Annotated in this window: 30 protein-coding genes; 24 read left to right on the top strand and 6 right to left on the bottom strand. The window is 37.8% G+C overall.

Features of this window, described 5'->3' with window-relative positions:
• Positions 1 to 19: 19 nt before the first annotated feature.
• Positions 20 to 310, bottom strand: coding sequence for a transposase (locus IQ226_RS09490; protein ID WP_193894836.1), 291 nt, complete (start codon positions 308 to 310; stop codon positions 20 to 22).
• Positions 311 to 534: 224 nt separating this feature from the next.
• On the opposite strand from IQ226_RS09490, the gene IQ226_RS25905 reads away from it, so the two are divergent.
• The 15 genes from IQ226_RS25905 (at position 535) to IQ226_RS09565 (ending at position 13,170) form a co-directional block, all read left to right on the top strand.
• Positions 535 to 2,619 (top strand): galactose oxidase early set domain-containing protein, encoded by a 2,085-nt coding sequence (locus IQ226_RS25905; RefSeq protein ID WP_193894838.1) that lies wholly within the window; start codon positions 535 to 537, stop codon positions 2,617 to 2,619.
• Between the two features lie 150 nt (positions 2,620 to 2,769).
• On the top strand, positions 2,770 to 4,314 hold the full coding sequence (locus IQ226_RS09500; RefSeq protein WP_228039344.1) for a peroxidase: 1,545 nt from the start codon (positions 2,770 to 2,772) through the stop codon (positions 4,312 to 4,314).
• Between the two features lie 329 nt (positions 4,315 to 4,643).
• Complete coding sequence (locus IQ226_RS09505; protein WP_193894840.1) at positions 4,644 to 5,201, top strand: hypothetical protein; 558 nt, start codon at positions 4,644 to 4,646, stop codon at positions 5,199 to 5,201.
• Between the two features lie 78 nt (positions 5,202 to 5,279).
• Entirely contained in the window at positions 5,280 to 5,921 is a 642-nt protein-coding gene (locus tag IQ226_RS09510; protein WP_193894842.1) for a DUF3318 domain-containing protein, read from the top strand.
• A gap of 854 nt (positions 5,922 to 6,775) precedes the next feature.
• On the top strand, positions 6,776 to 7,825 hold the full coding sequence (locus IQ226_RS09515; protein WP_193894844.1) for a sugar transferase: 1,050 nt from the start codon (positions 6,776 to 6,778) through the stop codon (positions 7,823 to 7,825).
• 805 nt (positions 7,826 to 8,630) lie between these two features.
• Entirely contained in the window at positions 8,631 to 8,861 is a 231-nt protein-coding gene (locus IQ226_RS09520) for a DUF433 domain-containing protein (RefSeq protein ID WP_193894846.1), read from the top strand.
• 7 nt (positions 8,862 to 8,868) lie between these two features.
• A complete protein-coding gene (locus IQ226_RS09525; RefSeq protein ID WP_193894848.1) occupies positions 8,869 to 9,030 on the top strand; it encodes a hypothetical protein in 162 nt (53 codons plus the stop codon).
• Between the two features lie 228 nt (positions 9,031 to 9,258).
• Entirely contained in the window at positions 9,259 to 9,501 is a 243-nt protein-coding gene (locus IQ226_RS09530) for a hypothetical protein (protein WP_193894850.1), read from the top strand.
• Positions 9,502 to 9,518: 17 nt separating this feature from the next.
• Entirely contained in the window at positions 9,519 to 9,869 is a 351-nt protein-coding gene (locus IQ226_RS09535) for a type II toxin-antitoxin system PemK/MazF family toxin (RefSeq protein ID WP_193894852.1), read from the top strand.
• 174 nt (positions 9,870 to 10,043) lie between these two features.
• Positions 10,044 to 10,499 (top strand): DUF29 domain-containing protein, encoded by a 456-nt coding sequence (locus tag IQ226_RS09540; protein WP_193894854.1) that lies wholly within the window; start codon positions 10,044 to 10,046, stop codon positions 10,497 to 10,499.
• Positions 10,500 to 10,716: 217 nt separating this feature from the next.
• The gene (locus IQ226_RS09545; protein WP_193894856.1) at positions 10,717 to 11,019 is read left to right on the top strand and encodes a hypothetical protein; all 303 of its coding nucleotides are present in this window, start codon (positions 10,717 to 10,719) and stop codon (positions 11,017 to 11,019) included.
• A 304-nt stretch (positions 11,020 to 11,323) separates the two neighbouring features.
• Complete coding sequence (locus IQ226_RS09550; protein ID WP_193894858.1) at positions 11,324 to 11,572, top strand: type II toxin-antitoxin system ParD family antitoxin; 249 nt, start codon at positions 11,324 to 11,326, stop codon at positions 11,570 to 11,572.
• A gap of 5 nt (positions 11,573 to 11,577) precedes the next feature.
• Positions 11,578 to 11,769, top strand: a complete 192-nt coding sequence (locus tag IQ226_RS09555; RefSeq protein ID WP_193894860.1) for a type II toxin-antitoxin system RelE/ParE family toxin — start codon at positions 11,578 to 11,580, stop codon at positions 11,767 to 11,769.
• Between the two features lie 78 nt (positions 11,770 to 11,847).
• Positions 11,848 to 12,189, top strand: a complete 342-nt coding sequence (locus IQ226_RS09560; protein WP_193894862.1) for a XisI protein — start codon at positions 11,848 to 11,850, stop codon at positions 12,187 to 12,189.
• A gap of 120 nt (positions 12,190 to 12,309) precedes the next feature.
• Complete coding sequence (locus IQ226_RS09565) at positions 12,310 to 13,170, top strand: hypothetical protein (protein WP_193894864.1); 861 nt, start codon at positions 12,310 to 12,312, stop codon at positions 13,168 to 13,170.
• Here the strand turns inward: IQ226_RS09565 and IQ226_RS09570 are convergent.
• Positions 13,145 to 14,458 carry a site-specific DNA-methyltransferase gene (locus IQ226_RS09570; protein ID WP_193894866.1) on the bottom strand — a complete coding sequence of 438 codons (1,314 nt, stop codon included), beginning with the start codon at positions 14,456 to 14,458 and terminating at the stop codon, positions 13,145 to 13,147. The two genes, IQ226_RS09565 and IQ226_RS09570, sit on opposite strands and share 26 nt — an antisense overlap.
• Positions 14,459 to 14,715: 257 nt before the next feature.
• On the opposite strand from IQ226_RS09570, the gene IQ226_RS09575 reads away from it, so the two are divergent.
• The 5 genes from IQ226_RS09575 to IQ226_RS09595 all read left to right on the top strand — a co-directional run bounded on the left by IQ226_RS09575 (position 14,716) and on the right by IQ226_RS09595 (position 16,421).
• A complete protein-coding gene (locus tag IQ226_RS09575) occupies positions 14,716 to 15,087 on the top strand; it encodes a hypothetical protein (RefSeq protein ID WP_193894868.1) in 372 nt (123 codons plus the stop codon).
• Between the two features lie 75 nt (positions 15,088 to 15,162).
• Positions 15,163 to 15,363, top strand: a complete 201-nt coding sequence (locus IQ226_RS09580; protein ID WP_096569238.1) for a type II toxin-antitoxin system HicB family antitoxin — start codon at positions 15,163 to 15,165, stop codon at positions 15,361 to 15,363.
• Entirely contained in the window at positions 15,360 to 15,569 is a 210-nt protein-coding gene (locus IQ226_RS09585) for a type II toxin-antitoxin system HicA family toxin (RefSeq protein ID WP_168696953.1), read from the top strand. The genes IQ226_RS09580 and IQ226_RS09585 overlap by 4 nt, the downstream gene beginning before the upstream one ends.
• 124 nt (positions 15,570 to 15,693) lie before the next feature.
• Positions 15,694 to 15,984, top strand: a complete 291-nt coding sequence (locus tag IQ226_RS09590) for a hypothetical protein (protein ID WP_168696952.1) — start codon at positions 15,694 to 15,696, stop codon at positions 15,982 to 15,984.
• Complete coding sequence (locus tag IQ226_RS09595; RefSeq protein WP_193894870.1) at positions 15,981 to 16,421, top strand: type II toxin-antitoxin system VapC family toxin; 441 nt, start codon at positions 15,981 to 15,983, stop codon at positions 16,419 to 16,421. Before IQ226_RS09590 ends, IQ226_RS09595 begins: the two co-directional genes overlap by 4 nt.
• Before the next feature lie 5 nt (positions 16,422 to 16,426).
• Here the strand turns inward: IQ226_RS09595 and IQ226_RS09600 are convergent, their stop codons facing one another.
• Positions 16,427 to 16,684, bottom strand: a complete 258-nt coding sequence (locus IQ226_RS09600) for a hypothetical protein (RefSeq protein ID WP_193894872.1) — start codon at positions 16,682 to 16,684, stop codon at positions 16,427 to 16,429.
• A 426-nt stretch (positions 16,685 to 17,110) separates the two neighbouring features.
• Between IQ226_RS09600 and IQ226_RS09605 the strand changes: the two genes are divergently transcribed.
• From IQ226_RS09605 to IQ226_RS09615, 3 genes are all read left to right on the top strand, one after another.
• Positions 17,111 to 17,323: a type II toxin-antitoxin system HicA family toxin gene (locus IQ226_RS09605; protein WP_193894874.1), complete on the top strand. Its 213-nt coding sequence runs from the start codon at positions 17,111 to 17,113 to the stop codon at positions 17,321 to 17,323.
• Between the two features lie 269 nt (positions 17,324 to 17,592).
• Positions 17,593 to 18,120, top strand: a complete 528-nt coding sequence (locus IQ226_RS09610; RefSeq protein ID WP_228039345.1) for a hypothetical protein — start codon at positions 17,593 to 17,595, stop codon at positions 18,118 to 18,120.
• A gap of 168 nt (positions 18,121 to 18,288) precedes the next feature.
• Positions 18,289 to 19,035 carry a hypothetical protein gene (locus IQ226_RS09615; protein WP_193894878.1) on the top strand — a complete coding sequence of 249 codons (747 nt, stop codon included), beginning with the start codon at positions 18,289 to 18,291 and terminating at the stop codon, positions 19,033 to 19,035.
• Between the two features lie 64 nt (positions 19,036 to 19,099).
• On the opposite strand, the gene IQ226_RS09620 is transcribed toward IQ226_RS09615, so the two are convergent.
• The 3 genes from IQ226_RS09620 to IQ226_RS09630 all read right to left on the bottom strand — a co-directional run bounded on the left by IQ226_RS09620 (position 19,100) and on the right by IQ226_RS09630 (position 22,149).
• A complete protein-coding gene (locus IQ226_RS09620; RefSeq protein ID WP_193894880.1) occupies positions 19,100 to 20,503 on the bottom strand; it encodes an NAD(P)(+) transhydrogenase (Re/Si-specific) subunit beta in 1,404 nt (467 codons plus the stop codon).
• Complete coding sequence (locus tag IQ226_RS09625; protein ID WP_015081070.1) at positions 20,500 to 20,793, bottom strand: NAD(P) transhydrogenase subunit alpha; 294 nt, start codon at positions 20,791 to 20,793, stop codon at positions 20,500 to 20,502. The genes IQ226_RS09620 and IQ226_RS09625 overlap by 4 nt, the downstream gene beginning before the upstream one ends.
• 201 nt (positions 20,794 to 20,994) lie before the next feature.
• Positions 20,995 to 22,149 (bottom strand): Re/Si-specific NAD(P)(+) transhydrogenase subunit alpha, encoded by a 1,155-nt coding sequence (locus tag IQ226_RS09630; protein WP_193894882.1) that lies wholly within the window; start codon positions 22,147 to 22,149, stop codon positions 20,995 to 20,997.
• A gap of 724 nt (positions 22,150 to 22,873) precedes the next feature.
• On the opposite strand from IQ226_RS09630, the gene IQ226_RS09635 reads away from it, so the two are divergent.
• A complete protein-coding gene (locus tag IQ226_RS09635) occupies positions 22,874 to 23,380 on the top strand; it encodes a DUF2808 domain-containing protein (RefSeq protein WP_193894884.1) in 507 nt (168 codons plus the stop codon).
• Positions 23,381 to 23,413: the final 33 nt, after the last annotated feature.

Raw genomic sequence — 23,413 nt, forward strand, 5'->3', positions numbered from 1 at the left:
GGGGTGGGGTTCTTGTACCTCATAACATCGGGAAGTGCTGTATAGGACTCCTAACTTTCACTCGTCCAACTTTCGGGTCTTCTACTTCTAAAGTTTCAGTTGCTTCTGTGCAAGTTTCTGGGTCATTGAACTTAAATTTATGACCATGCTTACGAGGTGAGCCTCTTCCTTTGTCAGTATCAGTTTTACCCCATACACATCTATTAGATGCTAACCGCAATAATAGGTCTGTCTCAGTCTTCTCCGTAGCTTGCACAAATTTGGCATTACCATAGCCTCGGTCATACGCTGCAAGGGGTCTTTTTCCCAACTCACGGGTGACTTGTAAGAGTGGGAATGCGGCTTTACTTGTTGGCGTTTACGCCCTACTCTATCAAGTAATATTAAGTGAATATAAATTTTTGTGAAATGATTAAGTATTGTATATTATACGATATATTTTTTTGACAAAAAATCTTAAAACAATCTAAAGAACTCATTTTTATTTTACAAGATGTCGTATGTATTCAATATGTCAATATTGAGAATCAACCAGTGCATAAAAAAGTAACATTTCTCATAATTCTTCTAACTTGTTTAGGATTAATTCTCAATCCAGATATTGTTAGGGCTGACACTGCTATTTCAGCCAATATCGAAAGTGCTACCAAAGGACAATGGCAAACAGTACCTTTACCTCTAGATAAAAAAGACTGGATGCAAGGTGTGCATACTTCACTATTACCTAACGGTAAAGTATTGATAGTCAATGGCAGCAGTAACCGTAACACATTAGTCCAAGACGGAACAGGAAACAAATTTATTGATGGGGTCAATGGAAGAGATAGTGCAGTAGTCAATAACTCTGCCTTATTTGATCCAAAAACCAATACATTTGAGCGCATTCCTTCACCTCCATCACTACAAAATGGACAAAGCAACGATCCTTTTTGTTCAGCCAACGTGCATTTACCAGATGGTAACGTTTTATTTATTAGTGGCTCTCATCGCTACTATCCAGGAGAAAAGTTTGAAGGCTCAAAACAAACCAACCTATACAACTGGGACACGAAAAATCCGCAGAACAATGAAAATCCGCAAGAGCAGACCACACCCTGGTCTACAGTTGGTTCATTCTTAAAAGAAGGACGTTGGTATCCTAGTCCTATCACCTTAGCCGATGGAAAACTGGTGATTTTTTCCGGTTTGAAATATGACAAACCAAATCAGATCACACCTTCCATTGAAATCTTTGACCCCACAACTAAGAACTTTCAATATATTGATCTGACTTACGTAGAAAATAGCCCCTTCAACACCAAAATTACCTACCAAGACAATTACACCCACAATAATCAACCAGTTTCCAGAACCATAGATGCTTACGATAGCATTGACCTTTATCCCCGCATTTTTCCCACTGCGGATGGCAAATTGTTAATCACAGGTGATGGTGCAGGTAAATCCCCACTGGAAATACACGAAAGCAACAAAACCTATTTAATGTCACTCACAAAGGATAGCCTGGGTAAATTTTCTGTAAGTTTTGAAATTGGACCCGACAGAAAAGAGATATCCAAAGTTTATGGAACTGGAATCTTAGATCCTAATAAAGAAGGTGATGTCTTGTTAATGGGAGGCATCATTGGTACTAATGACATTAACTTTGGTCGTCCTTACCTGGGTAAAAAAGAAAATGGTGCCTTTAAAAAAGATAGCTACAATGACAATTTAGCTAAGAAAGGAGTCAGAATTGCTAAGAGTTTAGAACGTTGGTCTGCTCCCAAAAATTCCGACGAAAAAGGGACATGGGAAATCTACCCTGATTTTTTCGATAAACCCCGTTCTATGAATCAGGCTGTAATTCTTCCCACTAAACAAATATTGACAGTTAATGGTGGTGAATATGGAGAATATAAACCTATTTTTGAACCACTATTGATGACTGCTGATTCATTGTCACCTAGTGGTTATAAAACCGAAGCAATGAGTCCTGGTAAATTCCCCAGGTTGTATCACAATAATGCTGTATTATTGCCTGATGCTCGTGTCTTAGTTATTGGTGGTAATCCCAGTCGTGCAGCTAGAAAACAAGATGGAACAGTCCGTGTTGACGTTTTACCAGATCCGAAAAATTACTACACAATACCCAAATTATACACAGAACCTCAATTAAAAGACAAATCAGGAGATGTACAAACCTTCGATTTAGACAAGTATTACGAAGATCCCAAGACATATTTTGTAGATGATGATCCAGAACCATTTGTCCCCGCAGAAATTTGGCAAGCAGAAATTTTTACTCCTCCTTATTTGTTCAAAGAAGGACAACGCCCAGAAATTGTCACTGCTCCTAAAACCCTGAAATATGGACAATCAAGCACAGTTTCATTGACAAATGCTACCAGCAAAGGTTCTCTGGTTCTGACTAAATTAAGTTCAGGAACTCACTCTTTTGATTATGGACAACGGCTGGCAGATTTAAAGATTGAAAATGTCGCAGCAGATAATTCTACTCTCGATTTTCAAGCTCCCACAAATGCCAATCTTTATCCACCCGGTTACTACATGATGTTTTACGTCAATGATATTGGCAAGCCCTCGGAAGCCAAGTTCGTAAAACTAGAAGCCTCTACATGATGTTTTACGTCAATGATATTGGCAAGCCCTCGGAAGCCAAGTTCGTAAAACTAGAAGCCTAGACAGATTCACTACCCTTTCAATTCACTGTTGCTGTAACTGAATATAGCAACAGTGGATCTACAAACTAAAAAATAGGAACTACCAACAATGGAATTAATGGAACTAACAGAAGCAGATTTGCAAACACTTCCCGAAGAAGGTATTGATACTGAAAATCCTGGTAAATATGCAGATTTACTCAAGGATTTACAAGGGAATATTCTCCGAGGACATGGAAGAGATAGTAGTGTGCATTTGTTTCTGCAATTCAAACCTAATCAAGTCCAACAATTAAAAGAATGGATTAGGGGGTTTGCAACGAAAATAACATCTGCTCAGAAACAAGCAGACGAGGCGAAATTGTACAGAGACAAAAAAATTGCAGGTGATCCATTTGTCAATTTCTTTCTCAGCCGTAAAGGTTATGAGTATTTAGGATTTAAACCTTTTCAAATTCCTGGTGATGAATCTTTTCGGTTTGGTATGAAAAACGATACAATCAGAAAATTGTTAGGTGATCCAGTAATTGAAAAATGGGACCCAGGATTACAAGAGGAGATTCATGCCTTATTACTAATTGCTGATGATAATGTAGTTAGCCTTTTGCAAACGGTTAATAAGATCACAAGAGAACTCTATCGTCTAGCTCAAGTTGTTCATAGAGAAGATGGCTTCATCCTCAAAAATGAAAAAGGTGAGCATATTGAACACTTTGGTTTCGTTGATGGGATTAGTCAACCTCTATTCCTCAAAAGAGACATCGAAAAAGCCAAAATCAAGACCTTTGGAAGTTCTTCTGCTACATGGAAAAATAGTAAATGGGATCCCCGCGCCCCTCTTAGTCTAGTTTTGACCAAAGATCCTAATGGTAAATTGAAAGATAGCTATGGCAGTTATTTAGTTTGTCGAAAACTTGAACAAGATGTGAAGGCATTTATTAGTGCTGAAAATTTCCTCGCTAAGAATGATCAATCAAACTTACAATTAAATGGCGATAACGAATTAGGTGCAGCATTAATGATGGGACGTTTTCGAGATGGAACACCATTAACAATGAAAGGTTCGGAATTAAGACGGGCAGAGTTACCAGCTAATACTAAAGCAGGTGAGTTTGACGATTTCAATTATGATGATGATACACAGGGATTAAAATGTCCATTTCATACCCACGTCCGCAAAACTAATCCTAGAGGAGATACAGGACGAGTAGATTCGGCAGGAGAAAGTTTTGATGAAGCTTTAAGAAAAGAGAGAAACCATAGAATTGCTCGTCGTGCAGTGAGCTATGGGGTAGATTATCAATCATTACCGGATGGGAAGAAGTGGGATCAAGCAGGGTTTGAACCACCGGTAACCGGTTCAGGATTATTTTTCCTATGTTTTCAAGCTGATATTGCAAATCAATTTAATTTCATGCAAGCTGCTTGGGCTAATGCTAATAACTTTGTTGACGTTAATGTGGGAGTAGATCCGATTATTGGTCAAACGCAACCTGGTGATGGTAAGGCAAATCAGGCTAACAGAACGCAAAAATACCCACAACAATGGGGGAAAGAAGGAACAACGGCCATAAACCTATTTGATCTTTGGGTACATCTTCAAGGTGGTGAATACTTCTTTGCTCCTAGTATTAGTTGTCTCCAGAACATTTAACTAATTTGCGCTAAGTAAGTTATGAATCTCAGATCCCTGACTGCTCCTTCACAAGTCAGGGATCTTTATTATACCAATTTTAGATGACGATGTGCTAGATTAAGATAAATTAGCGTTGCTGATTAAGGGTATGGATTTTAGTCTCACGCAAAGGCGCAAAGACGCAAAGTCAAGAGTTTTAAAGGTTCAATTTGGGAATTTCATACTTCAAATCAGCAACGCTGATAAATTAACCTCGGTGAAAATTACTGTTGCAATTGAGTAAATGCGCCTAGCGGGTTAGAATAGTTTTGGTGACAGCCTCTTGTACTGTTCCTTACGAGGCTTTTATGGCAGCAAATCTCAAACAAATAGCCAAGTATCTCGATAATCTTGGTTGGGACTACCGTATTGATGAAAAAGAAGACCGGATTATTACAGGTGTTGAAGCTGAAAACATCGAAGATTTCCTCATAGTTGTCCAACTGGATGAGGAAGGAAAATTTTTTCGGCTGTTTGCACCCCAAGTGCTGGGAGAAGTAAAAGATCATCCCCACAAAGATGCTATCCTCCAGACGATGCTGGCTATTTCCTGGGAAACCAAAATGCTGCAATGGGAATATGATCCATCCGATGGTGAAATCCGCGCTATCATCGAATTTCCCCTGGAAGACTCCATGCTCACCGAGAGACAATTTAACCGTTGTCTGAGCGGATTAATCCAAATTGTGGATACCATTGCCCTCCCGCGGTTGCAAGAGGTAATGGAAACAGGAGAAGATCCGGGCAATCTAGACTTAGGAGAAAGATTATTGTTGAGTATTCAAGAACAAGCTCCTGGATTATTAGAACTCCTAGAAAAAGCTATGGAAGCCCGGAAAAAGCGCGGTAGTTTTGCCGATGATTAAGGCGGATAACTACTGAAATCCCTAGACTGCAAAGTGATAACCTGATCATATACTGAAATTTTGTAAGGCTGGATTTTTATGACATCCTATGCAACCTCCTCTGCTAAAGCAGAAATGAGTGAACTCCGGCGGTTAAAAAGCTTGTTACCCCCAGAATTGCAAAGTTGGGTAACAGTTGAAGGCACGATAGAGGTTAATCCATCCCTGATTCGTTGCGAAGAGATTGGCAAAGACCAAGTAGAAATTCAAATTGACTTGGTGAAGTGGGATGCTCTCGCAATGGATCAGCGTAATTTGCTGTTTTGGCACGAAGTTGCTCGCATTCAAAATGACACAATTCCCAAAGATGGTTGGGAAATGGCAGCACTAGCTATTGGTTTGGGTGGTGCTGTAGGTGAGTTGTGGGTACAAGATGGATTATTGCTAGTATTGGCTTTAGCACTTTGTGGCGTGTCCGGTTGGCGATTATATCAAAAAAATAATGGTGGTAAACAAATTAAAGAATTGCTGGATGCGGACGAAAAAGCGATCACTCTAGCAACCCGCTTTGGCTATAGTTTACCTAACGCCTATAAAAGTCTTGGTAGTGCCTTAAAAACTTTGGTGGAAAACACTCCTAGCAAAGGTCAGCGCTCTCGATATGAAGCCAGACTTTCGGCTCTCAAACGAAGCGCCAACAAGGCTAAAACTAAATCGAGGAATGAGGATTCAGGTCTTTGACACTCTCAGGGCTAAAGCCACTGAGATTCTTGGTTCAACGAGTCGCTTATATCTCAGGTCTAAAGACACCCTCGCTTTACGCTTACCGGATGCTCTGGTAAAATCTTCACAGCTAGTGGGTTGGGTGTTGCCCACCCCACAAGGACATGGATTCATCCTCTATCTTCTATTTTCCTCTTTCTTGCTCCTGACTCCTGCACGCCATATTAAAACTTTATCAAACTTTATTATTTCGCTCATCAAAAATTTTTAAATAACCCAATCGCTGCAATATTTTATAATTTAGAAAGTCACACATTACAAAAATACCAGAATCGAATCATTCACCTTCGCAACTAATTAAAACTGCCCATTCTAACTTCTTAACAACTGTACTTTGGAAGACAATTATTTTTACAAATACCTCTAATTTAGTGTTAGAGACAAGTTATATAGCTTTTCCCAGTCTAATGAAGTACACACCAACTTATTCACTTTTCCCTGTTCCCTGTTCCTTAAGACGAAAAAACCTTGTACCTCGCTAGTAGGGGAATGGCTATATAGCGATATGGACTTTTTGTAAAATACATTGAGGAAATCAAAAATCTTTAGGGGCAGGGTTTTCTTGCTCTTGATTGTATCACATCCGATTTTTTTTCCTGGGGGGAAACTTTAAATCCATACCTACGGATTCTAAATAGATCCGACATATTCACAACAGCAAAAACTTTATAAATCGCTGTGATTGTGAAGCTTTATTGGTGATATTTTCTCTAATCTTTAAAGATCTACCAACTTGTGCTTCATCAGACAGATTAAAGGTAAGGTTAATTGTTTTTCTAAAGCAAAATAACGTTGAGCAAATTAGATTATATATGGCAACTAAAGTCCAGATTTTTATGAGTAGCCAACCTATATCAGTAGATTTTTCAGTGACTTATTTAGAAGACGCAGCAATCTTGCAAGTTCCAGTGAGATTAACTGTGCTTGAAGCTGTCAATTTTAAACAAACTTGCCAAAACCTAATTCAAGCGGATGTACCACCTGGGCAAATTTTCATTGATTTTCAAAATACTACTTTTATGGACAGTAGTGGTTTAGGTTCTTTGGTTAGTAACTTTAAAAATTCTCAAGAAAAGGGAATTAAAGTCACATTGCGTCATGTGACACCCCAAGTTATGGCCGTTTTAAATCTGACGGGACTAGATCAGGTGTTTCCCATTGAGTCTCTTCACAACCTCAGATTAATCGCAACAGATAATTTAACAGATGCCGGAAAAAATAATTCTCGCAAAGTAGATCCACTTCCCCAAACTCATAACTCCGTAGCATCTTGGATGAAACGGGCCATTGATATTGTCGGATCATTAGTGGGATTAGTAATTACATCTGTTTTATTTATTCCCATAGCGATCGCCATTCAAATTGATGATCCCGGTCCGATTTTATTTCGGCAAACCCGTTGCGGCTGGATGGGTAAGCGGTTTGCAATTTGGAAATTTCGCTCTATGTGTGTAGATGCCGAAGCCAGAAAATCCCAAATTAAAAACCAAGCCGAAGGTGCTTTCTTTAAAAACGATAATGATCCCCGAATTACTAAAGTAGGTAAATTTTTACGCCGTACCAGTCTCGATGAACTACCTCAATTTTGGAATGTTCTCAAAGGAGAAATGAGTTTAGTCGGGACTCGACCACCGACACCCGATGAAGTAGAACGCTATGAAGTCCCAGAATGGCAACGTTTTGACGTGAAACCTGGCATGACTGGTGAATGGCAAGTTAACGGTCGCTCTAAAGTTCGGAGTTTTGAAGATGTGATTCGGTTAGATTTACAGTATCAGCAAAATTGGACTTTAGTTTACGATTTAAAGTTAATTTTCAAAACAATCACCATTTTGTTTAATAAAAACAGTGGGGCTGTTTAGATTATAAGGGAAATGCCGAAAACCCTTGAAGATGTAGCTGACTTAGGAAGCTACATCTGTGCTTTAGACAAGGGATGAAGGCTAGAGGCTTTCCTTTATCCTGCATTGATTTTAATCCATATTCGTGATACAACTATATTGTCACTAAAGACGTAAAAAGCTACCGAAAGACTCTCGGAAAGTTACGCTTGTCAGATATGATTTCGCCCGCCAGATCCAACGAAATCAGGGCAAGAACCCAAATATTTAAGGAACCCTGCCTGAAACTGGGATAACTGAGGGATATAGACTGAAACTCTCTATAGAATCTCCGCGTCTTTAGACCGGAGAGTGTCAACTACTCCTAAACTAAATTCACAAATTTATCTAGGCAATTTACCCAAGTCACCAATCGGCTTGGGCTGATTTTTTTTCAGTTTAATTATATTTGTTGTTGTGTGCGATCGCCTACAACAACCTACCTGATTCCTGCGGAGCGCTTCGCTAACGCACTCTCTCAATCCCCGAACAGCGAACTGACAAGTCGGCACTTGCGCGATCGCATCCTTCAAAAACCCAATATACCTTTTTTAACAAACCACAAAGCATCGAAGAACACGAGAGAGCGTTAATTTGTGATATTATAGATAAATTTATGATCCTCTAAAAGATAGTAAGATAGTGAAAAATAAATATTTTGATGTTAAATACTGCTTGCAGCAGCGCTTCGCTATCGTACCCTTCAACTTCTCCAATAGCGATCGCAATGTGATGTTATGAATAAGTTTTTGATAGAATCAAACATAGTGAAGAACAAATATTTTTTATGTTAAATTTAGAAAGAATTACATTTGATCCGCAAATCATGGCAGGACAAGCTTGTATTCGGGGGATGCGAATACCTGTTTCTTTAGTGGTAAATTTAGTAGCTAATGGAAAACCACTAGAGGAGATTTTAGAAGAATATCCTGATTTAGAAGCTGATGATATTCGTCAATCTTTGCTTTATGCAGCATGGTTGACTCAAGAAAGGGTTTATTCTTTTAAAACTGCGTAATATTAAAATGAAGTTTTTAGCTGATATGGGAAGTGTAATTTTATTTCGATTAGGTAATGAAAATTATCATGTAATTAATGAATGTTTAACAGAAATTTTGAGCCAATGTCAGGAAGATTTGCAAGGGGTTTCGGATATTGTAGTTGTTGATCCACGTAGTGTTGTTTAATTACAAGCGATCGCACCCCTTCAACTCCCCAATAGCGAACTACTTGCAGCAGCGCTTCGCTATCGCACTCCCTCAAATCCCAAACAGCGAACTGACAAGTCAGCACTTACGCTATTGCACTCCCCAGATGTCAATTCTAACTTACATAGGAGAGTGACAGGTGAGTTACACTAAAACATATCTTCTTTAAATTCTGATATACTGAATAAATTGAGAGGTTGAGTTAGTATGGAAACGCAAGCAATTCTTAAATCTTTGCCAAAACTCAGTATCAATGAACGCTTGAAAATAGCTGAATTTGCTTTACAATTAGTTAATGAACAACAAGAATTTTTAACAAAAGAACAGCAAAAACATCAATTAGCATTAGCAGCTATTACAGCTATTGAAGATTATGCAAATGATGGTGAATTAAATGTTTTCTCCGATTTAGATGGAGAAGATTTTTATGACTATCCAGATGAAGATTAACAGAATTTGTGAAACTTATGTATAGAGGTGAAGTCTGGTTAGTTAATTTAGATCCAACTATAGGTACGGAAATTAGTAAAAAACGTCCTTGTATTATAGTTAATGATAATGCCATTGGCATTTTACCTTTGAAGATAATTGTTCCAGTGACAGATTGGAAAGAACGTTATTCTATTAGACCTTGGATGGTAAAATTAGAACTAAGTACAGAGAATAGTTTGGCAAAAGTTTCTAGTGTTGATACTTTTCAAATCCGTTCTGTTTCAGAAATACGATTAATTAGAAAATTAGGTCAACTTTCTGAATCACAAATGCAGCTTATTTCTCAAGCATTAGCTGTAGTGTTAAGTCTTTCTCTGTCAACTTGAGATCGCATCCCCTCAACTCCCAAACAGATATAATTATATCAATTTGTGATATTCTAGAATATAGAATCAACAAAGTTAAATCAATATAATAAAATATTGATAATGGTTTTGCGGTTAATTTGGTAGTTAATGGAAAACCTTACCTGTAAAAATCAATCAAATCAGGAGAAGATTATGATCCATCAATCTGTTACTAAAGGTAGTAATCTTTATGCACAAGATCATAACTTGTGGTTAGAAAAAACTGCTTATTTATTAAAAAGTAAAAGTTTTTCAGAATTAGAATTAGAAAATTTAATTGAAGAAATTGAAAGTATGGGAAGAAGTGAGAAAAATTCTTTAAGAAGTAATCTTAGAGTGCTAATTATGCACCTTCTTAAATACAAATTCCAACCCCAAAACCGCTCTAATAGCTGGCTATATACAATCTATGAACATCGTCAAAGATTGCAAGAAGCATTTTTAGATAGTCCTAGTTTAAAAAGCTATTATATCGAAGTTTTTGATAATTGTTACCAACACGCTCGCAAAGAAGCAGCGATTGAAACTGGACTTCCTCTGTCTATTTTTCCTCAAGAGTGTCCTTTTTCTGTTGATGAAATATTAGATGCTGATTTCTTCCCTGTTTAATTATATTTGTTATTGTGTGCGATCGCACTCCCTCAACTCCCAAACATCCTTTTTTAACAAACCACTCCAGACACAGAGAAAGAGCGAACTGCTTGCAGCAGCGCTTCGCTATCGCACCCCTTCAACTTCTCAAACAGCGATACTTTGGGTAAGTTACACTTGCTGATTCTGATCTGATATACTGATAATATGTAAAAATAATCAAATCTAGTATTTTATGATTAATAATCACCAACTCATCACAGCAACATCCTCAACTACACCCTGGAACGATTTATTATTAGAAATTGCCCAAACTCCAGAAGAATACATACCAGAAATATTGGAAATTGTCCGTTTATTTCGTCAAAATTTGATCAATAAACCAACAACTTTGATAACTACAGAAAAACACAATTTAGACTGGCAAGAATTTATTAATCAAACAGCAGGAAGTTGTGCTGATGATCCAATTATTATAGATAATTTAGGTATTGATGATACTTTAGATGATAGCTTAGAAGAAATGATTAATTGTTAGCAATACAAACTGATGAAATATTTATTAGATAGTAATGTTTGTATTCAATATCTTAATCAAAGATCAGAAAAAATTATTCAGCGTCTTCAAGATTTATCCGATCTAGATATAGTAGTTATGGGATTAAATCTTCAATTCAACTCACAGATAGACAAAAACTGATTTTACAGTTCCTTTGTCCATCTTGTCACCGATATTATTTTTTGTCTGAAATTACCTGCTGAATGTGGGCTACAAAACATTTGACAAAAATTGACAATATTTGCCATAATTAAAGAATCAGAAATATAAAGACTTATTAGCTATGACTACAGTAAATATTTCTCTTCCCGATTCCATGCGGGACTTTATCAATGAACAGGTTGCAAAATGTGGCTACAGTACCACAAGCGAATATATTCGACATTTGATTCGTCAAGATTTAGAAAAAGTGGCACAAACACGACTAGAAACATTGCTATTAGAAGGCTTAGATAGTGGTGAAGCGATTGAAATTACGGATGAGTGGTGGCAACAAAAACGCACTCAGCTTCTAGAGAGACTCCGCAAGTAATAGCAATGACTAGACGAATTGTAATTAGACCAAAGGCTAGTGTTGACCTTGATGAACAGTTTGCTTATATTGCTGACAGTAATTTTGATGCAGCATTGAGTTTTTTTGATGCTACGAGGCAGACTTTTTCACAATTAGCACGACTACCTGGTATTGGTAGTGTTTATAATGTTAAAAATCCGCAACTTTTTTACTAGAGATTCAATCAAAGAGATTGTCGAATTAAATCAAATTTTGATGATTGTAGTTAATGTCGAAAAGGAGGAGATATTACAATGGATAAACTAGAGCAATATCAAATAGCAATTAAACAAGTTCTCACAGAATATCATAATTGGGTTTCTGGTGCGGCAAATTTAACTGATGAAAGTTGTTTGATTTTTGATGATAATAATCATCACTATATTTGGGTTTTTTTGGGTTGGGATGGCAAAAAAAGAACAAATAATATCCAAGTTAATATCAGAATTAAAAATGATAAAATTTGGATTGAAGAAGATTGGACTGAGGAAGGAATAGCTAATGAATTAATGAAGTTAGGTATTTCTAATCTTGATATTGTCTTAGCTTTTCATCCTCCTGAAGAAAGGAAATATACTGCATTCGCTACTGCTTAAATGTTATAGCGATCGCACACCTTCCTCCCAAATATCACTTTTTTAAGAAAGACCTGGACAAGAATACCACGATTGCTTATATTAATAACCTGTGCTGATCATAAAAATAAGGAAATAATTTTGACTACATTTGCTAGTTACAAAGCAACAGCATCTAATTGGATTACTATATTTGATTCACCTTTCTATCCAGATTCCTTAGATGAAGCTAAAATTCTTTATGAGAATGTGTTATTGCGTTTTACAGAAGTTGTAGAACAAGCTCAAAGTTCTGCAAATTTACTTGAAATTATTACTAAAGAGCCTGATCCCTTGAGAATTCAGTTACTCAGAGTATTTCGGAGATATGTCTCTCCAGATACATCAGTTGAAATGACTAAAAGGAAAACCAAAATACCTGATATTATTAAAGACTTTGGCTATAGATTTCGTCCAATAGAGCAAGTGAAACAAAATTTGCAAAGCCGTCCTATACCTGATGAGACTCTCATGGCAATACTTTTAGAGCAAAGTACGCGAGGACAAAAAGGTTATGACTTAACAGAAAGTTTTTTCTTATGGTTTAACAAAGTATTTAGCAAGGATTATTTAATTCGTGGTCCTGTTCGTGCTGGAAGAGATGTAATACTAAATGAAGTATTAGATAACTGGCAATATAAAACCCCAGCGGATATATTGATATCCCGCTTAGATGGTACTCCATTGGTAGTTGGATTTGCTCGCTATGACTCCGACAGAGGAGGTTCTCAGGAAGATGATAGAACAGGTGGCAATCGAGATAAAATAACAGAAATTTTGAGTTATGCTCAAACCTATAATTTGTCATTAAAAGTATTGATGCTGAATGATGATCCTGGATTACTTCTAGGTTCTATGTGGAATGATTACGCTAATTTAGAACAATATGGACAAACTAGAGTGATGGTTTGTACTTTGAAAATGTTAGACGAGAGATTTACACAAAGCTGGTTAGATAGTTAAGTTTACTATTCCAATTTTTGATGATTTGATCAGAAATTAACTCTAAAATTTCTGATTCTTCAATATACAAGTCTAAACCTGTTTTTAAAATTCTATTAACATCAATTAAGTTGATTTGTTTATATTTACAACTACCATTTTTGCCATTAACAAAATCACCCATTGCTTCACTACCATTCACTAAACGTTGAATTATAGTATCAATAGATAATGAAGAATTATCAATACCTATCCATCTTCTACCTAATTCTTCAGATACTGTTAGAGTAGTTCCACTTCCTGCAAAGGCATCTAAAACAATATCTCCTGGATTTGATGAAGCCATAATTATCCGTTTCATCATCTCTGAATTTTTCTCCGTTGGATAACCAGTGATTTTAATATTTTGATTGTGAGCGTCTTTAAAATCAAGCCAAATATCTTGAATCGAAATACCCTGACTATTATCTAAATATACTTTTCTTCTGGGATTACCTGTTGAAGACCAATATATTTCCCCTCGTGCATCCATTTCGTCTAATGTTTCTGGTGTATATTGCCAATGTTTACCGGGAGGTGGTAGCATACCCCTCCAAGATTGACTGGTTGCTCCTTTTCTTACCCCTGGAGCATGAATAGGAACTTTTTTATATAGTCTTCCTGTTTCTTCTTCTACATATTGATATTCTTTTTTAATCGAGTCTTCTGTCCAAGCATCAAAAGGTTGATTCCATACATAATTATCTGTTTTTGTATAAAAAAGAATAAAATCGGCAACATTACCATATTGTTTGCGTGTATAGTTTTTAGGATTGCATTTTTTTCTAGTAATCCAATTCCGAAAATTTTTAACTCCAAAAATTTCATCCATGATAATTTTGACAGTACAAGCCATTTTTTCATCTAAATGTACATAAATAGAACCTTCTTCTGAGAGAATTTCTCTAATTAAAATAAGACGTTGACGCAAATATTCTAAATATTCTGTACCTGCCATGAGATCATGATAAGCATGATTGCTATTACGAGACTCAAAACTGCTACCTGTTGCATAAGGTGGATCAATATATATTAAGTTAACTTTTCCGGCAACATTATCATTATTTAATAATGTACGAAGAACGTTTAAATTATCTCCATATATTAGTTGATTTCTAGGATATCCTTCAATGCTAATTATATGATTTAACTTAGCTGGCTGAATTTTTAATATATCTTCTATAGGCATTTTTCCTTCATATTCAATTCGGAAAGATGTTGTATTTTGTTTATGGTTACGCCCATTTTTACCAGGTATCCCTGTTGCCATATTGTTTAAAATTTTGACTTTTTTCTAATTATACTATAGCGATCGCACTCCTCAACCCCCAAACAGCGAACTGCTTGCAGCAGCGCTTCGCTATCGCATCCCCTCAACTTCCCCAAACATTCTTTTTTTAACGAACCACAGAGACACAGAGGACACAGAGAAAGAGAGATCGCACTCCCTTTAACCTCCCAAACAGCGAACTGCTTGCAGCAGCGCTTCGCTATCGCACCCCCTCAACCTCCCAAACAGCGAACTGCTTGCAGCAGCGCTTCGCTATCGCACCCCTCCAACTTCCCAAACAGCGATTCCTAGGTCGCGCTTCGCTATCGCACCCCTCCAACTTCCCAAACAGCGATCGCACCCCCTCAACCTCCCAAAAGCGATCGCATCCCTTCAACTCCCCAAACAGTGAACTGCTTGCAGCAGCGCTTCGCTATCGCACCCCCTCCAACTTCCCAAAAGCGATCGCATCCCCTCAACTCCCAAACAGCGATCGCATCCCTTCAACTCCCCAAACAGTGAACTGCTTGCAGCAGCGCTTCGCTATCGCACCCCCTCCAACTTCCCAAAAGCGATCGCATCCCTTCAACCCCCAAACAGCGATCGCATCCCTTCAACCCCCCAAATAGCGATTATTCATCTTCATTAAACTGATACGTCTGACTCCCCCTGCGGTAAAATATCCTTAGTTCAAGGAATTGACTATGAAAATAAAAGCAATTATTTGGGAAGAAGACGGTGTATGGTGTGGTTCTGTACCAGCTTTACCAGGGTGTCATACCTGGGGTGAAAGTTATGAACATTTATTAGAAATGTTGAAAGATGCTGTTCAAGGTTGGTTAGAAGTTGCTAGTCAGCAAGAAGAAGTTGAACCAGAAAAACAGTTAATTGAGTTATCTTTATGAAATCCGTTTCTGGTAAATCTCTGTGTAAGATTGTGGAACGCTATGGATGGAATCTAAAAAGGATTACAGGTAGTCATCATATCTATGTTAAGGAAGATATGAGTGTGATTCTTTCTATACCTGTTCATGGAAATCGTGATCTACCTATGGGTACACTGAAAAGTATTTTGAAAGATGCTGGTTTAACTGAAGAAGATTTAGATTAATTTCGTTATCGCATCCCCTGAACTCCCCAAAAGCGATACCTTCGGTGTTTAAATCTGATATACTTTTAATATATCAAGTTAATCATAAGTTTTACTTGATATTAATTAACTAGCATCGAAGAATATGAAACAATATAAAACTATACAGCTACAATTGAAACCAGAAATAGAAGCTCGTCTGATTACCCAAGCTACTAAACAAGGTTTATCAATTGAATCTTATCTTGAATCTTTGATTGAAGATAGTTTGAAAAATCAAGATGAAAAATCTTTTTCTCAAGTAACAACAGAGGAAGATTGGGAAACAGCACTAATGAATTTAATCAATAGTCCTGCTTTTACTCTAGCACCACCACTTTCAGATGCGGCTATTAGTCGAGATAGTATTTATACCAGAGAAGATGAAATGTTATGAAATATCTGGTAGATACTAATATTTTACTGCGTTTGGTACAAAAAAATAGTCCCATACACCTTGATACTCAAAGGGCAATTTTGAAGCTCAAAAAGCAAGGTGAATTTTTATGTATTATTCCACAAAATATAATTGAATTTTGGGCTGTTGCTACAAGACCTCTTGATAAAAATGGATTAGGTTTATCTATCACTCAAGCTGAAGAAGAAAGCGAAAAACTTAAAAAGATATTTATATTGGAGTTAGATACACCACAAATTTTTACTGAGTGGGAATCTCTGGTGATTAAATATCAAGTGATGGGAAAACAGGTGCATGATGCACGTTTAGCTGCGGCTATGGTAGCTCATAATATTACACATTTATTGACATTTAATGTTGATGATTTTAAGCGGTTTTCGGATATTGTAGTTGTTGATCCGCGTAGTATTGTTTAATTATATTAGAAAAGCGATCGCACCCCTTCAACTTCCCAAACAGCGATCGCACCTCTCCAACTTCCCCAAACAGCGATTCCTAGGTCGCGCTTCGCTATCGCACCCCTCAAACTTCCCAAATAGCGATCGCACCCCCTCAACTTCCCAAATAGCGATCGCATCCCCTGAACTCCCCAACATCCTTTTTTAACGAACCACAGAGACACAGAGGACACAGAGTAAGAGCGATCGCACCCCTTCAACTTCCCAAACAGCGATCGCATCCCCTCAACTCCCAAATAGCGATCGCACCCCCTCAACTCCCCAACATCCTTTTTTAACGAACCACAGAGACACAGAGGACACAGAGAAAGAGAGATCGCACTCCCTTCAACTTCCCAACATCCCTTTTTTAACGAACCACGAAGACACGAAGAGCGCGAAGGAAGAAGAGAAGAGAGTGCGATCTCAACTTCCCCCAAATATCAATGTTTTTCAAGCAAAGACACAATTGTATGAAATAGAGAATTTTTTTTCAGTAAGATATTGACTTTTTGTAAGTCTTAGTGTTAGATTTTATCTGTACCAAAAATAACAACCTCTGGAGCTATTAAAATGTAGTTGCTTTCCCATTGACATCCGAAAATTCACATTGATTCCTTATAACAAGGGATTATAGTGTCTAACTTAACAACGGATGAGGAGGAAAAATGGGAAGTTCGGTTTCTGGTAAATCTCTGTGTAAGATTGTGGAAGGCTATGGATGGAGTTTGAAGAGAGTTAAGGGTAGTCATCATATCTATGACAAGGAAAGTATAAGAGCGCGTCTTTGTATCCCTGTTCATGGTAATCGTGATTTACCTACGGGTACACTGAAAAGTATTTTGAAAGATGCTGGTTTGACTGAGGAAGATTTAGATTAATTTCGCGGATCGCACTTCCTCCAACTTCCATAAAAGCGATCGCACTCCCTCAACTCCCCAAACAGCGATCGCATACCTCCCAAATATTGCACTACCTCAAATTCTCAACATCCTTTTTTAACTAACCACGAAGACACGAAGAACACGAAGGAAGAAGTAAAAAAGAGATCCAAACTTTACTGAAAGTTTAAATTCAATACTACGTGACTAAGTAAATATTATGTTATAAATAGACAATTACATATATAAACAATGTAAGGGCAAAAATTATGTGTAACGCTTGGAATCACCCCCCAGGATGTGATTGTGGTTTTCCCGGTAGTTCTTATGGAGGTGGAAGAGGAGCTAGTACAGTATCTTCTAGCAAAATGGATAGGGCAATTAGAGATGCTGAGACTTACCCGACAAAATGCTGGTGGTGTGGAGATGAAGTTTTTTACCATACTAATGGTTTTGGTGATTCAGTTTTATTTGATAGCTTAGGATATCCTTGGAAAGTACATTCTTGCTGGAAAAATTATTGGAATGAAGAGAGGGTTAAAAGGACAGATAAAAAGAGTAATACTGTAGAAAATTCTCACATTCTCCGCAGCAATTTGGGGGACAAAAAATTTAGACGTTTACTTTTGGCAGGAGCTATTCAATCTATAAATAAAGAACAAAATTCTGTTAAAGAAGAAGACGTAGCAAGTCGTTTAGGAATTTCCTTACAACAACTCAGGGAAAAATATTCTGATCTTTACTGCCACTCAGGAAGTTTGGGGATGTCACGTCTAATAAGAATGAAAGTATTCTAAACGTCATCAATAGATAGTGAGATAAATCAAGTAATCCTTAGAAATCGCACTTACCAAATTTTAAACATCCTTTTTATACATCTTTTGCTTAATTTCATTGCAAAACACGATAATAAATACTACACTAATAGTCTGAATATAACTCATTTTCGGTCTAAGAGAATAACCATGAGAGAATTAATTGAACTAGGAAAAATTAGAGATGATTTTCAAAAAGATTTAAGAGACTGGGTTGATATTGCACATACTTTCATTGAATTCGCTAAAAGAGGTATGTCTAATATGAACAGTAACGCATCTTCTGATTTGAAAATTTTTACCCATGAGGATAAATCGCTAAAATTAGAGACTTTGAATAGATTAAGTTATAATGACATGATATTAATTTATGTGAATCATAAAGGTGCAATTGCAGAATTGATTTATGGACGAATGTTACAACGATGGTATAACTTTCTAAATCAAATAATTGAGCAAATTGTAAAATATCATTTTGCAAATGTCAAAAGTTACCCTAATATTTACAATATTAATAAAATAAAGATTGATTTTAGTCAAGATGATTTGTCAGAAAAATTACCAGATTTTATAAACCGTTTTGATAAAATAAACAATATAGACAAAATTGAAGTCGTTGAACAATGTCTTAAACAGAATATAGATGAGGAGTTGAAACAGGAAATTAAAAAAGCAATTATTACTAGGAATTTACTGGAACATAATCAAGGGATTATCCGAAAGAAAGATATAGAAGGATTAGGCAGTAACAGTATAAAGCTATTTGTTGATGAAGGCAGTATACCAATACAAGAAAAAGATTTTACAGAAGGCGAAAGAGTAGAGATTACAATTTACGAAATATTCTGTCTAAAAGAAACTCTTTATAATACATCAAAAATACTTATTACAGAATAGTAAATTTTAATGCAAACTAAAAAAGGGTATGAAAAACATACCCTCATACATCAAAATGTTTAACTTAAAGTTGCTTCACCTCACTCACCAACTTAGCCACCATATCCTTAGCACTACCAAACAACATCGTCGTTTTAGCCTTATAAAACAACTCATTATCAACACCAGCAAAACCAGCACTCATACCACGCTTAATCACAATAGTTTGCTTTGCGCGATCAACCTCCAAAATCGGCATCCCATAAATAGGACTATTCTTATCACTACGCGCCGCCGGATTGACCACATCATTAGCACCAATCACCAACGCCACATCAGCCTGTTCAAACTGGGGATTAATATCCTCCATATCATACAACTGCGTATAGGCCACATTAGCTTCCGCCAATAATACATTCATGTGTCCCGGCATTCTCCCCGCCACCGGATGTATCGCATATTTCACATCCACACCCATGCGCTCTAATTGATCAGCCAATTCGCGGACGCTATGCTGTGCTTGAGCAACCGCCATACCGTATCCGGGTACAATCACCACAGAACGGGCATAACCCAACATCATCGCCCCTTCTTCCGCATCAATACTGCGAACAGGTTGATCACTAGCACCAGCAGCCGCACCACCAGTAGCAGTAGAGACAGAACCAAAAGCACTAAATAAGACACTGAACAAAGAACGGTTCATAGCCTTACACATAATTTCCGTCAGGATTAAACCAGAAGCCCCCACCAAAGCACCGGCGATGATTAACATATTGTTCATCACCACAAACCCAGCCGCAGCCGCAGCCACACCGGAGAGCGAGTTTAACAGGGAGATGACAACGGGCATATCACCGCCACCAATGGGCAGTACAAACATTACACCCAACACCAAAGAAACAGCCACCACTGCTAAAAATACGGGGAGGCTATCTGGTGTCATGATTAAATAGGCACTTCCAGCCACATAAGAACCCAAAAGCAAGAGGTTAAAAGGTTGTTGCAAAGGAAAGGTAATGGGAGTACCGCTAATTAAACCTTGCAATTTCGCAAAAGCGAGAAAACTACCTGTTAATGTCACACCACCAATTAACACATCCAATAACATGGAAATGTTGACATCGAGGGGGATAGGCTGTGAACTATCTAATAACCGCCAAAATTCAGCCACAGCGATAAGTGCAGAAGAAGCACCACCCAAACCGTTGAGTAAACCCACCATTTGCGGCATTTCCGTCATTTGCACTTTGTAAGCAATAACAGCACCAATTACCGAACCAATTGCCAAGCCTACCAAAATCATCTCATAATTTAATACTTGTTGATCTAGCAACGTGGCAACAATAGCCAATAACATTCCCACCGCAGCGATAAGATTACCGTTTCTTGCACTAGCGGGAGAACCCAGCTTTTTCAAACCTAAGATAAATAATGACGCAGCGACTAAATAAGTTAGCTGAATCCCAGTTGGTAAAAAATCGCTCATGCTTTAACTTCCTTTTTTTTAAACATTTGCAGCATTCTGTCAGTGACTAAAAAACCACCGACAACATTCACCATTGCCAAAATTACGGCAATTAAACCGAGAATTACCGATAAATTCGTGTTTTTCTCCCCCGCAGCCAGAATTGCGCCAATTACCGAAATCCCGGAAATGGCATTTGAACCGGACATTAACGGGGTATGTAATGTGGGGGGAATTTTGTTGATGACTTCAAAGCCGATAAAAGAGGCTAAGACCAGTACAAATAAAGCCGGAAGTAATGCTTGTGTCATGTGATTTTTGGATTTAAGAGGTTTCGCGCAAAGATACAAAGGAGCAAAGACGCAAAGAGAAGATTTACAACAATCATGGAAAATATCCCTTAAACACTCATTTCTCTGTGAACTCTGTGCCTCTGTGGTTCGTTATTCCATAATTAGTCCGCGCAGGCGGACTTCGCCTGTGTAGCCGCGAATTCTATTCGCCTGGGCTTTTTAAACCGCTACCGCTTGCAAAGCGTCCTTTACTCGTTGGTTTCTAATTTCTCCACCATGAGTAACACAAGCAGCATCAACTATGTCGTCATCAAAGTTGATTTCTAAGGCTTTGTCTTTAATCAACAGTTGCATTAACGAAGTAACGTTTTTTGCATATAGTTGGCTGGCGTGTACTGGCATGGATGAGGGTAAATTAATTGGTCCGATAATTGTTATGCCGTTCCAAACAATATCTTTACCTGCTTCTGTACAAGCACAGTTTCCACCCTGTTCTGCGGCTAAGTCCACAATTACTGAACCGGGTTTCATTTGCGCTACCATTTCTTCTGTCACCAGTCTGGGGGCTTGTCTTCCTGGTACTTGGGCAGTGGTAATGACGATATCGGAGTTTTTGACGTGGCTGGCTACTAGTTCTTGGGTACGCTTTTTACTGTCTTCGGAAATTTCTTTGGCGTAACCACCGGCGGCTACGGTTTCTTCTTCGAGTTTGACTTCGACGAATTTCGCCCCTAAGCTTTGGACTTCTTCTTTAACGGCTGGGCGGATGTCAAAGGCTTCTACTACTGCTCCTAGTCTACGTGCGGTGGCGATCGCTTGCAATCCTGCCACACCTGCACCCATAATAAATACTTTGGCGGGAGCAATTGTCCCCGCAGCGGTGGTTAACATGGGGAAGTATTTCGGTAATGCCGCCGCCGCAATCAATACGGCTTTATAGCCCGCCAGTGAAGCCTGGGAAGACAAGGCATCCATGCTTTGCGCCCTGGTGGTACGGGGGATTAATTCCATACTCAAAGCCGTAATTTGCCGATTTGCCAATTGTTGGGCAATTACGGGATTTCCCAGGGGATTGAGGAAGCTAATTAATACAGAACCTGATTTGAGTAATTCAATTTCTGTCCGGCCATCTTCTCTGGTTTGGGGTGGGCTAACTTTGAGTAAAATATCTGCTTCACTCCATAATTGAGCAGAATCATGGCTAATTTTTGCCCCTGCGGCTTCATAGTCAGCATCACTGAAAAATGCTTTTTCTCCCGCACCAGCTTCTACCCAAACTTCTAAACCTTGTTTGACTAATTTACCTACGGTGTCAGGAATTAAAGCTACACGCCGTTCACAAACTTCTATTTCTTTCGCAACTGCTATTTTCATGAAATCTCCTAGAAATAAATCCCTTGACTATTAATTAAGCTGTCGGGATGATTAACCATGAATTACCTTTGTAGATAGAACTTTCAACCTTTTTGTTTTTCCTATCCTTGGGCTTTATTCACAATCTCAACTTGACAATATGCAAATATCATCCTGGCAAAATAGCTATAAGTAGAATTAGTTATCGCACATCCTATGCCGATATCTACATTTTGTATATTGTTCTTCAGATTATTTTATATTTGGAAAAAATCTCACTCTGAAAGTTTTATTTATTTAAAATATACTTGTGTACTAAAATATTTATAATTAGCAATAAAAATTATCCTTTAGCAATACAAAACTATCAGGACTTACGCAAAATATCTCTCAAACCCTCATTTCTCTGTGTTCTCTGTGCCTCTGTGGTTCGTTTATTCCGTAACTAGTGCGTAAGTCCTAACTATATAATCTGGATTTTATCTCTTGTTGGCTGGGTCAAACCCAATAAACACCTACTCAATAATTTATTCACAAAGCCAAAAACAACACAATTTCGTTTATTCGTCTCATCGCAGGTTGGTACTGCGCGTAAGTCCTATAATCTTAGTTTCAGGAATGGAAGTTTTCACTAAAAAGGCACTTTTATCTTTCACCAACGTCAATTGTCAAGTATATAGTAGTAAAGTTTAGTTACAAATACTGATACTTCGTGACAAACTACCAACTAGAGGAAACCTAATTTATGAAACGCCTACTTTCTGCCTTAGCTGTGACTAGCTGCTTATTAGCGAGTTTACCAGCGATAACTTTAGCCCAGAATGGTTTAACACTTTTTAGCGGTGTTAACAGCGCAAATCAGTTACCCTTTCGGTTAGATTTTGGCGGACAAACCAACAGCACAGATCGTTATATACTCAGAGTTCCTGCCAAACAAATGAAACTAGCAGTAGCTCAATTTGCCATTACCTATCCTGATTATTACAAGGGAACTTTCGATCCCAAAAGTGTTGAAGTCATAGTTAAAGGTAAAAAAGTCCCCCTATCTGAAGTCAAATGGGATAAAGAAGGTGGTGTAATTCAAATATTTCCCGAAGAACCAGTTCCTGCCGGTCGCAAAGTCGAGTTAGTCTTATCCAATGTACAGAATCCAGCTTTTGGGGGAGTTTACTATTTCAAATGTCAAGTTCTTTCCCCCGGTGATGTCCCATTACTGCGTTATCTTGGTACGTGGATTATCAGTATTACCTAAAAAGGCAAGAGGCAATAGGGAAGAGGGAAGAGG

The sequence above is a fragment of the Dolichospermum sp. LEGE 00240 genome (genome assembly GCF_015207875.1).
Lineage (GTDB): Bacteria > Cyanobacteriota > Cyanobacteriia > Cyanobacteriales > Nostocaceae > Dolichospermum > Dolichospermum gracile.

What these genes read in the sequence shown, in the direction of transcription:
- IQ226_RS09500 (WP_228039344.1), top strand. Translation starts at nt 2,770, where the DNA reads ATGGAATTAATGGAACTAACAGAAGCAGATTTGCAAACACTTCCCGAA.
- IQ226_RS09505 (WP_193894840.1), top strand. Translation starts at nt 4,644, where the DNA reads ATGGCAGCAAATCTCAAACAAATAGCCAAGTATCTCGATAATCTTGGT.
- IQ226_RS09510 (WP_193894842.1), top strand. Translation starts at nt 5,280, where the DNA reads ATGACATCCTATGCAACCTCCTCTGCTAAAGCAGAAATGAGTGAACTC.
- IQ226_RS09515 (WP_193894844.1), top strand. Translation starts at nt 6,776, where the DNA reads ATGGCAACTAAAGTCCAGATTTTTATGAGTAGCCAACCTATATCAGTA.
- IQ226_RS09520 (WP_193894846.1), top strand. Translation starts at nt 8,631, where the DNA reads ATGTTAAATTTAGAAAGAATTACATTTGATCCGCAAATCATGGCAGGA.
- IQ226_RS09525 (WP_193894848.1), top strand. Translation starts at nt 8,869, where the DNA reads ATGAAGTTTTTAGCTGATATGGGAAGTGTAATTTTATTTCGATTAGGT.
- IQ226_RS09530 (WP_193894850.1), top strand. Translation starts at nt 9,259, where the DNA reads ATGGAAACGCAAGCAATTCTTAAATCTTTGCCAAAACTCAGTATCAAT.
- IQ226_RS09535 (WP_193894852.1), top strand. Translation starts at nt 9,519, where the DNA reads ATGTATAGAGGTGAAGTCTGGTTAGTTAATTTAGATCCAACTATAGGT.
- IQ226_RS09540 (WP_193894854.1), top strand. Translation starts at nt 10,044, where the DNA reads ATGATCCATCAATCTGTTACTAAAGGTAGTAATCTTTATGCACAAGAT.
- IQ226_RS09545 (WP_193894856.1), top strand. Translation starts at nt 10,717, where the DNA reads ATGATTAATAATCACCAACTCATCACAGCAACATCCTCAACTACACCC.
- IQ226_RS09550 (WP_193894858.1), top strand. Translation starts at nt 11,324, where the DNA reads ATGACTACAGTAAATATTTCTCTTCCCGATTCCATGCGGGACTTTATC.
- IQ226_RS09555 (WP_193894860.1), top strand. Translation starts at nt 11,578, where the DNA reads ATGACTAGACGAATTGTAATTAGACCAAAGGCTAGTGTTGACCTTGAT.
- IQ226_RS09560 (WP_193894862.1), top strand. Translation starts at nt 11,848, where the DNA reads ATGGATAAACTAGAGCAATATCAAATAGCAATTAAACAAGTTCTCACA.
- IQ226_RS09570 (WP_193894866.1), bottom strand. Translation starts at nt 14,458, where the DNA reads ATGGCAACAGGGATACCTGGTAAAAATGGGCGTAACCATAAACAAAAT.
- IQ226_RS09580 (WP_096569238.1), top strand. Translation starts at nt 15,163, where the DNA reads ATGAAAATAAAAGCAATTATTTGGGAAGAAGACGGTGTATGGTGTGGT.
- IQ226_RS09585 (WP_168696953.1), top strand. Translation starts at nt 15,360, where the DNA reads ATGAAATCCGTTTCTGGTAAATCTCTGTGTAAGATTGTGGAACGCTAT.
- IQ226_RS09590 (WP_168696952.1), top strand. Translation starts at nt 15,694, where the DNA reads ATGAAACAATATAAAACTATACAGCTACAATTGAAACCAGAAATAGAA.
- IQ226_RS09595 (WP_193894870.1), top strand. Translation starts at nt 15,981, where the DNA reads ATGAAATATCTGGTAGATACTAATATTTTACTGCGTTTGGTACAAAAA.
- IQ226_RS09600 (WP_193894872.1), bottom strand. Translation starts at nt 16,684, where the DNA reads ATGCGATCGCTGTTTGGGAAGTTGAAGGGGTGCGATCGCTCTTACTCT.
- IQ226_RS09605 (WP_193894874.1), top strand. Translation starts at nt 17,111, where the DNA reads ATGGGAAGTTCGGTTTCTGGTAAATCTCTGTGTAAGATTGTGGAAGGC.
- IQ226_RS09610 (WP_228039345.1), top strand. Translation starts at nt 17,593, where the DNA reads ATGTGTAACGCTTGGAATCACCCCCCAGGATGTGATTGTGGTTTTCCC.
- IQ226_RS09615 (WP_193894878.1), top strand. Translation starts at nt 18,289, where the DNA reads ATGAGAGAATTAATTGAACTAGGAAAAATTAGAGATGATTTTCAAAAA.
- IQ226_RS09620 (WP_193894880.1), bottom strand. Translation starts at nt 20,503, where the DNA reads ATGAGCGATTTTTTACCAACTGGGATTCAGCTAACTTATTTAGTCGCT.
- IQ226_RS09625 (WP_015081070.1), bottom strand. Translation starts at nt 20,793, where the DNA reads ATGACACAAGCATTACTTCCGGCTTTATTTGTACTGGTCTTAGCCTCT.
- IQ226_RS09630 (WP_193894882.1), bottom strand. Translation starts at nt 22,149, where the DNA reads ATGAAAATAGCAGTTGCGAAAGAAATAGAAGTTTGTGAACGGCGTGTA.
- IQ226_RS09635 (WP_193894884.1), top strand. Translation starts at nt 22,874, where the DNA reads ATGAAACGCCTACTTTCTGCCTTAGCTGTGACTAGCTGCTTATTAGCG.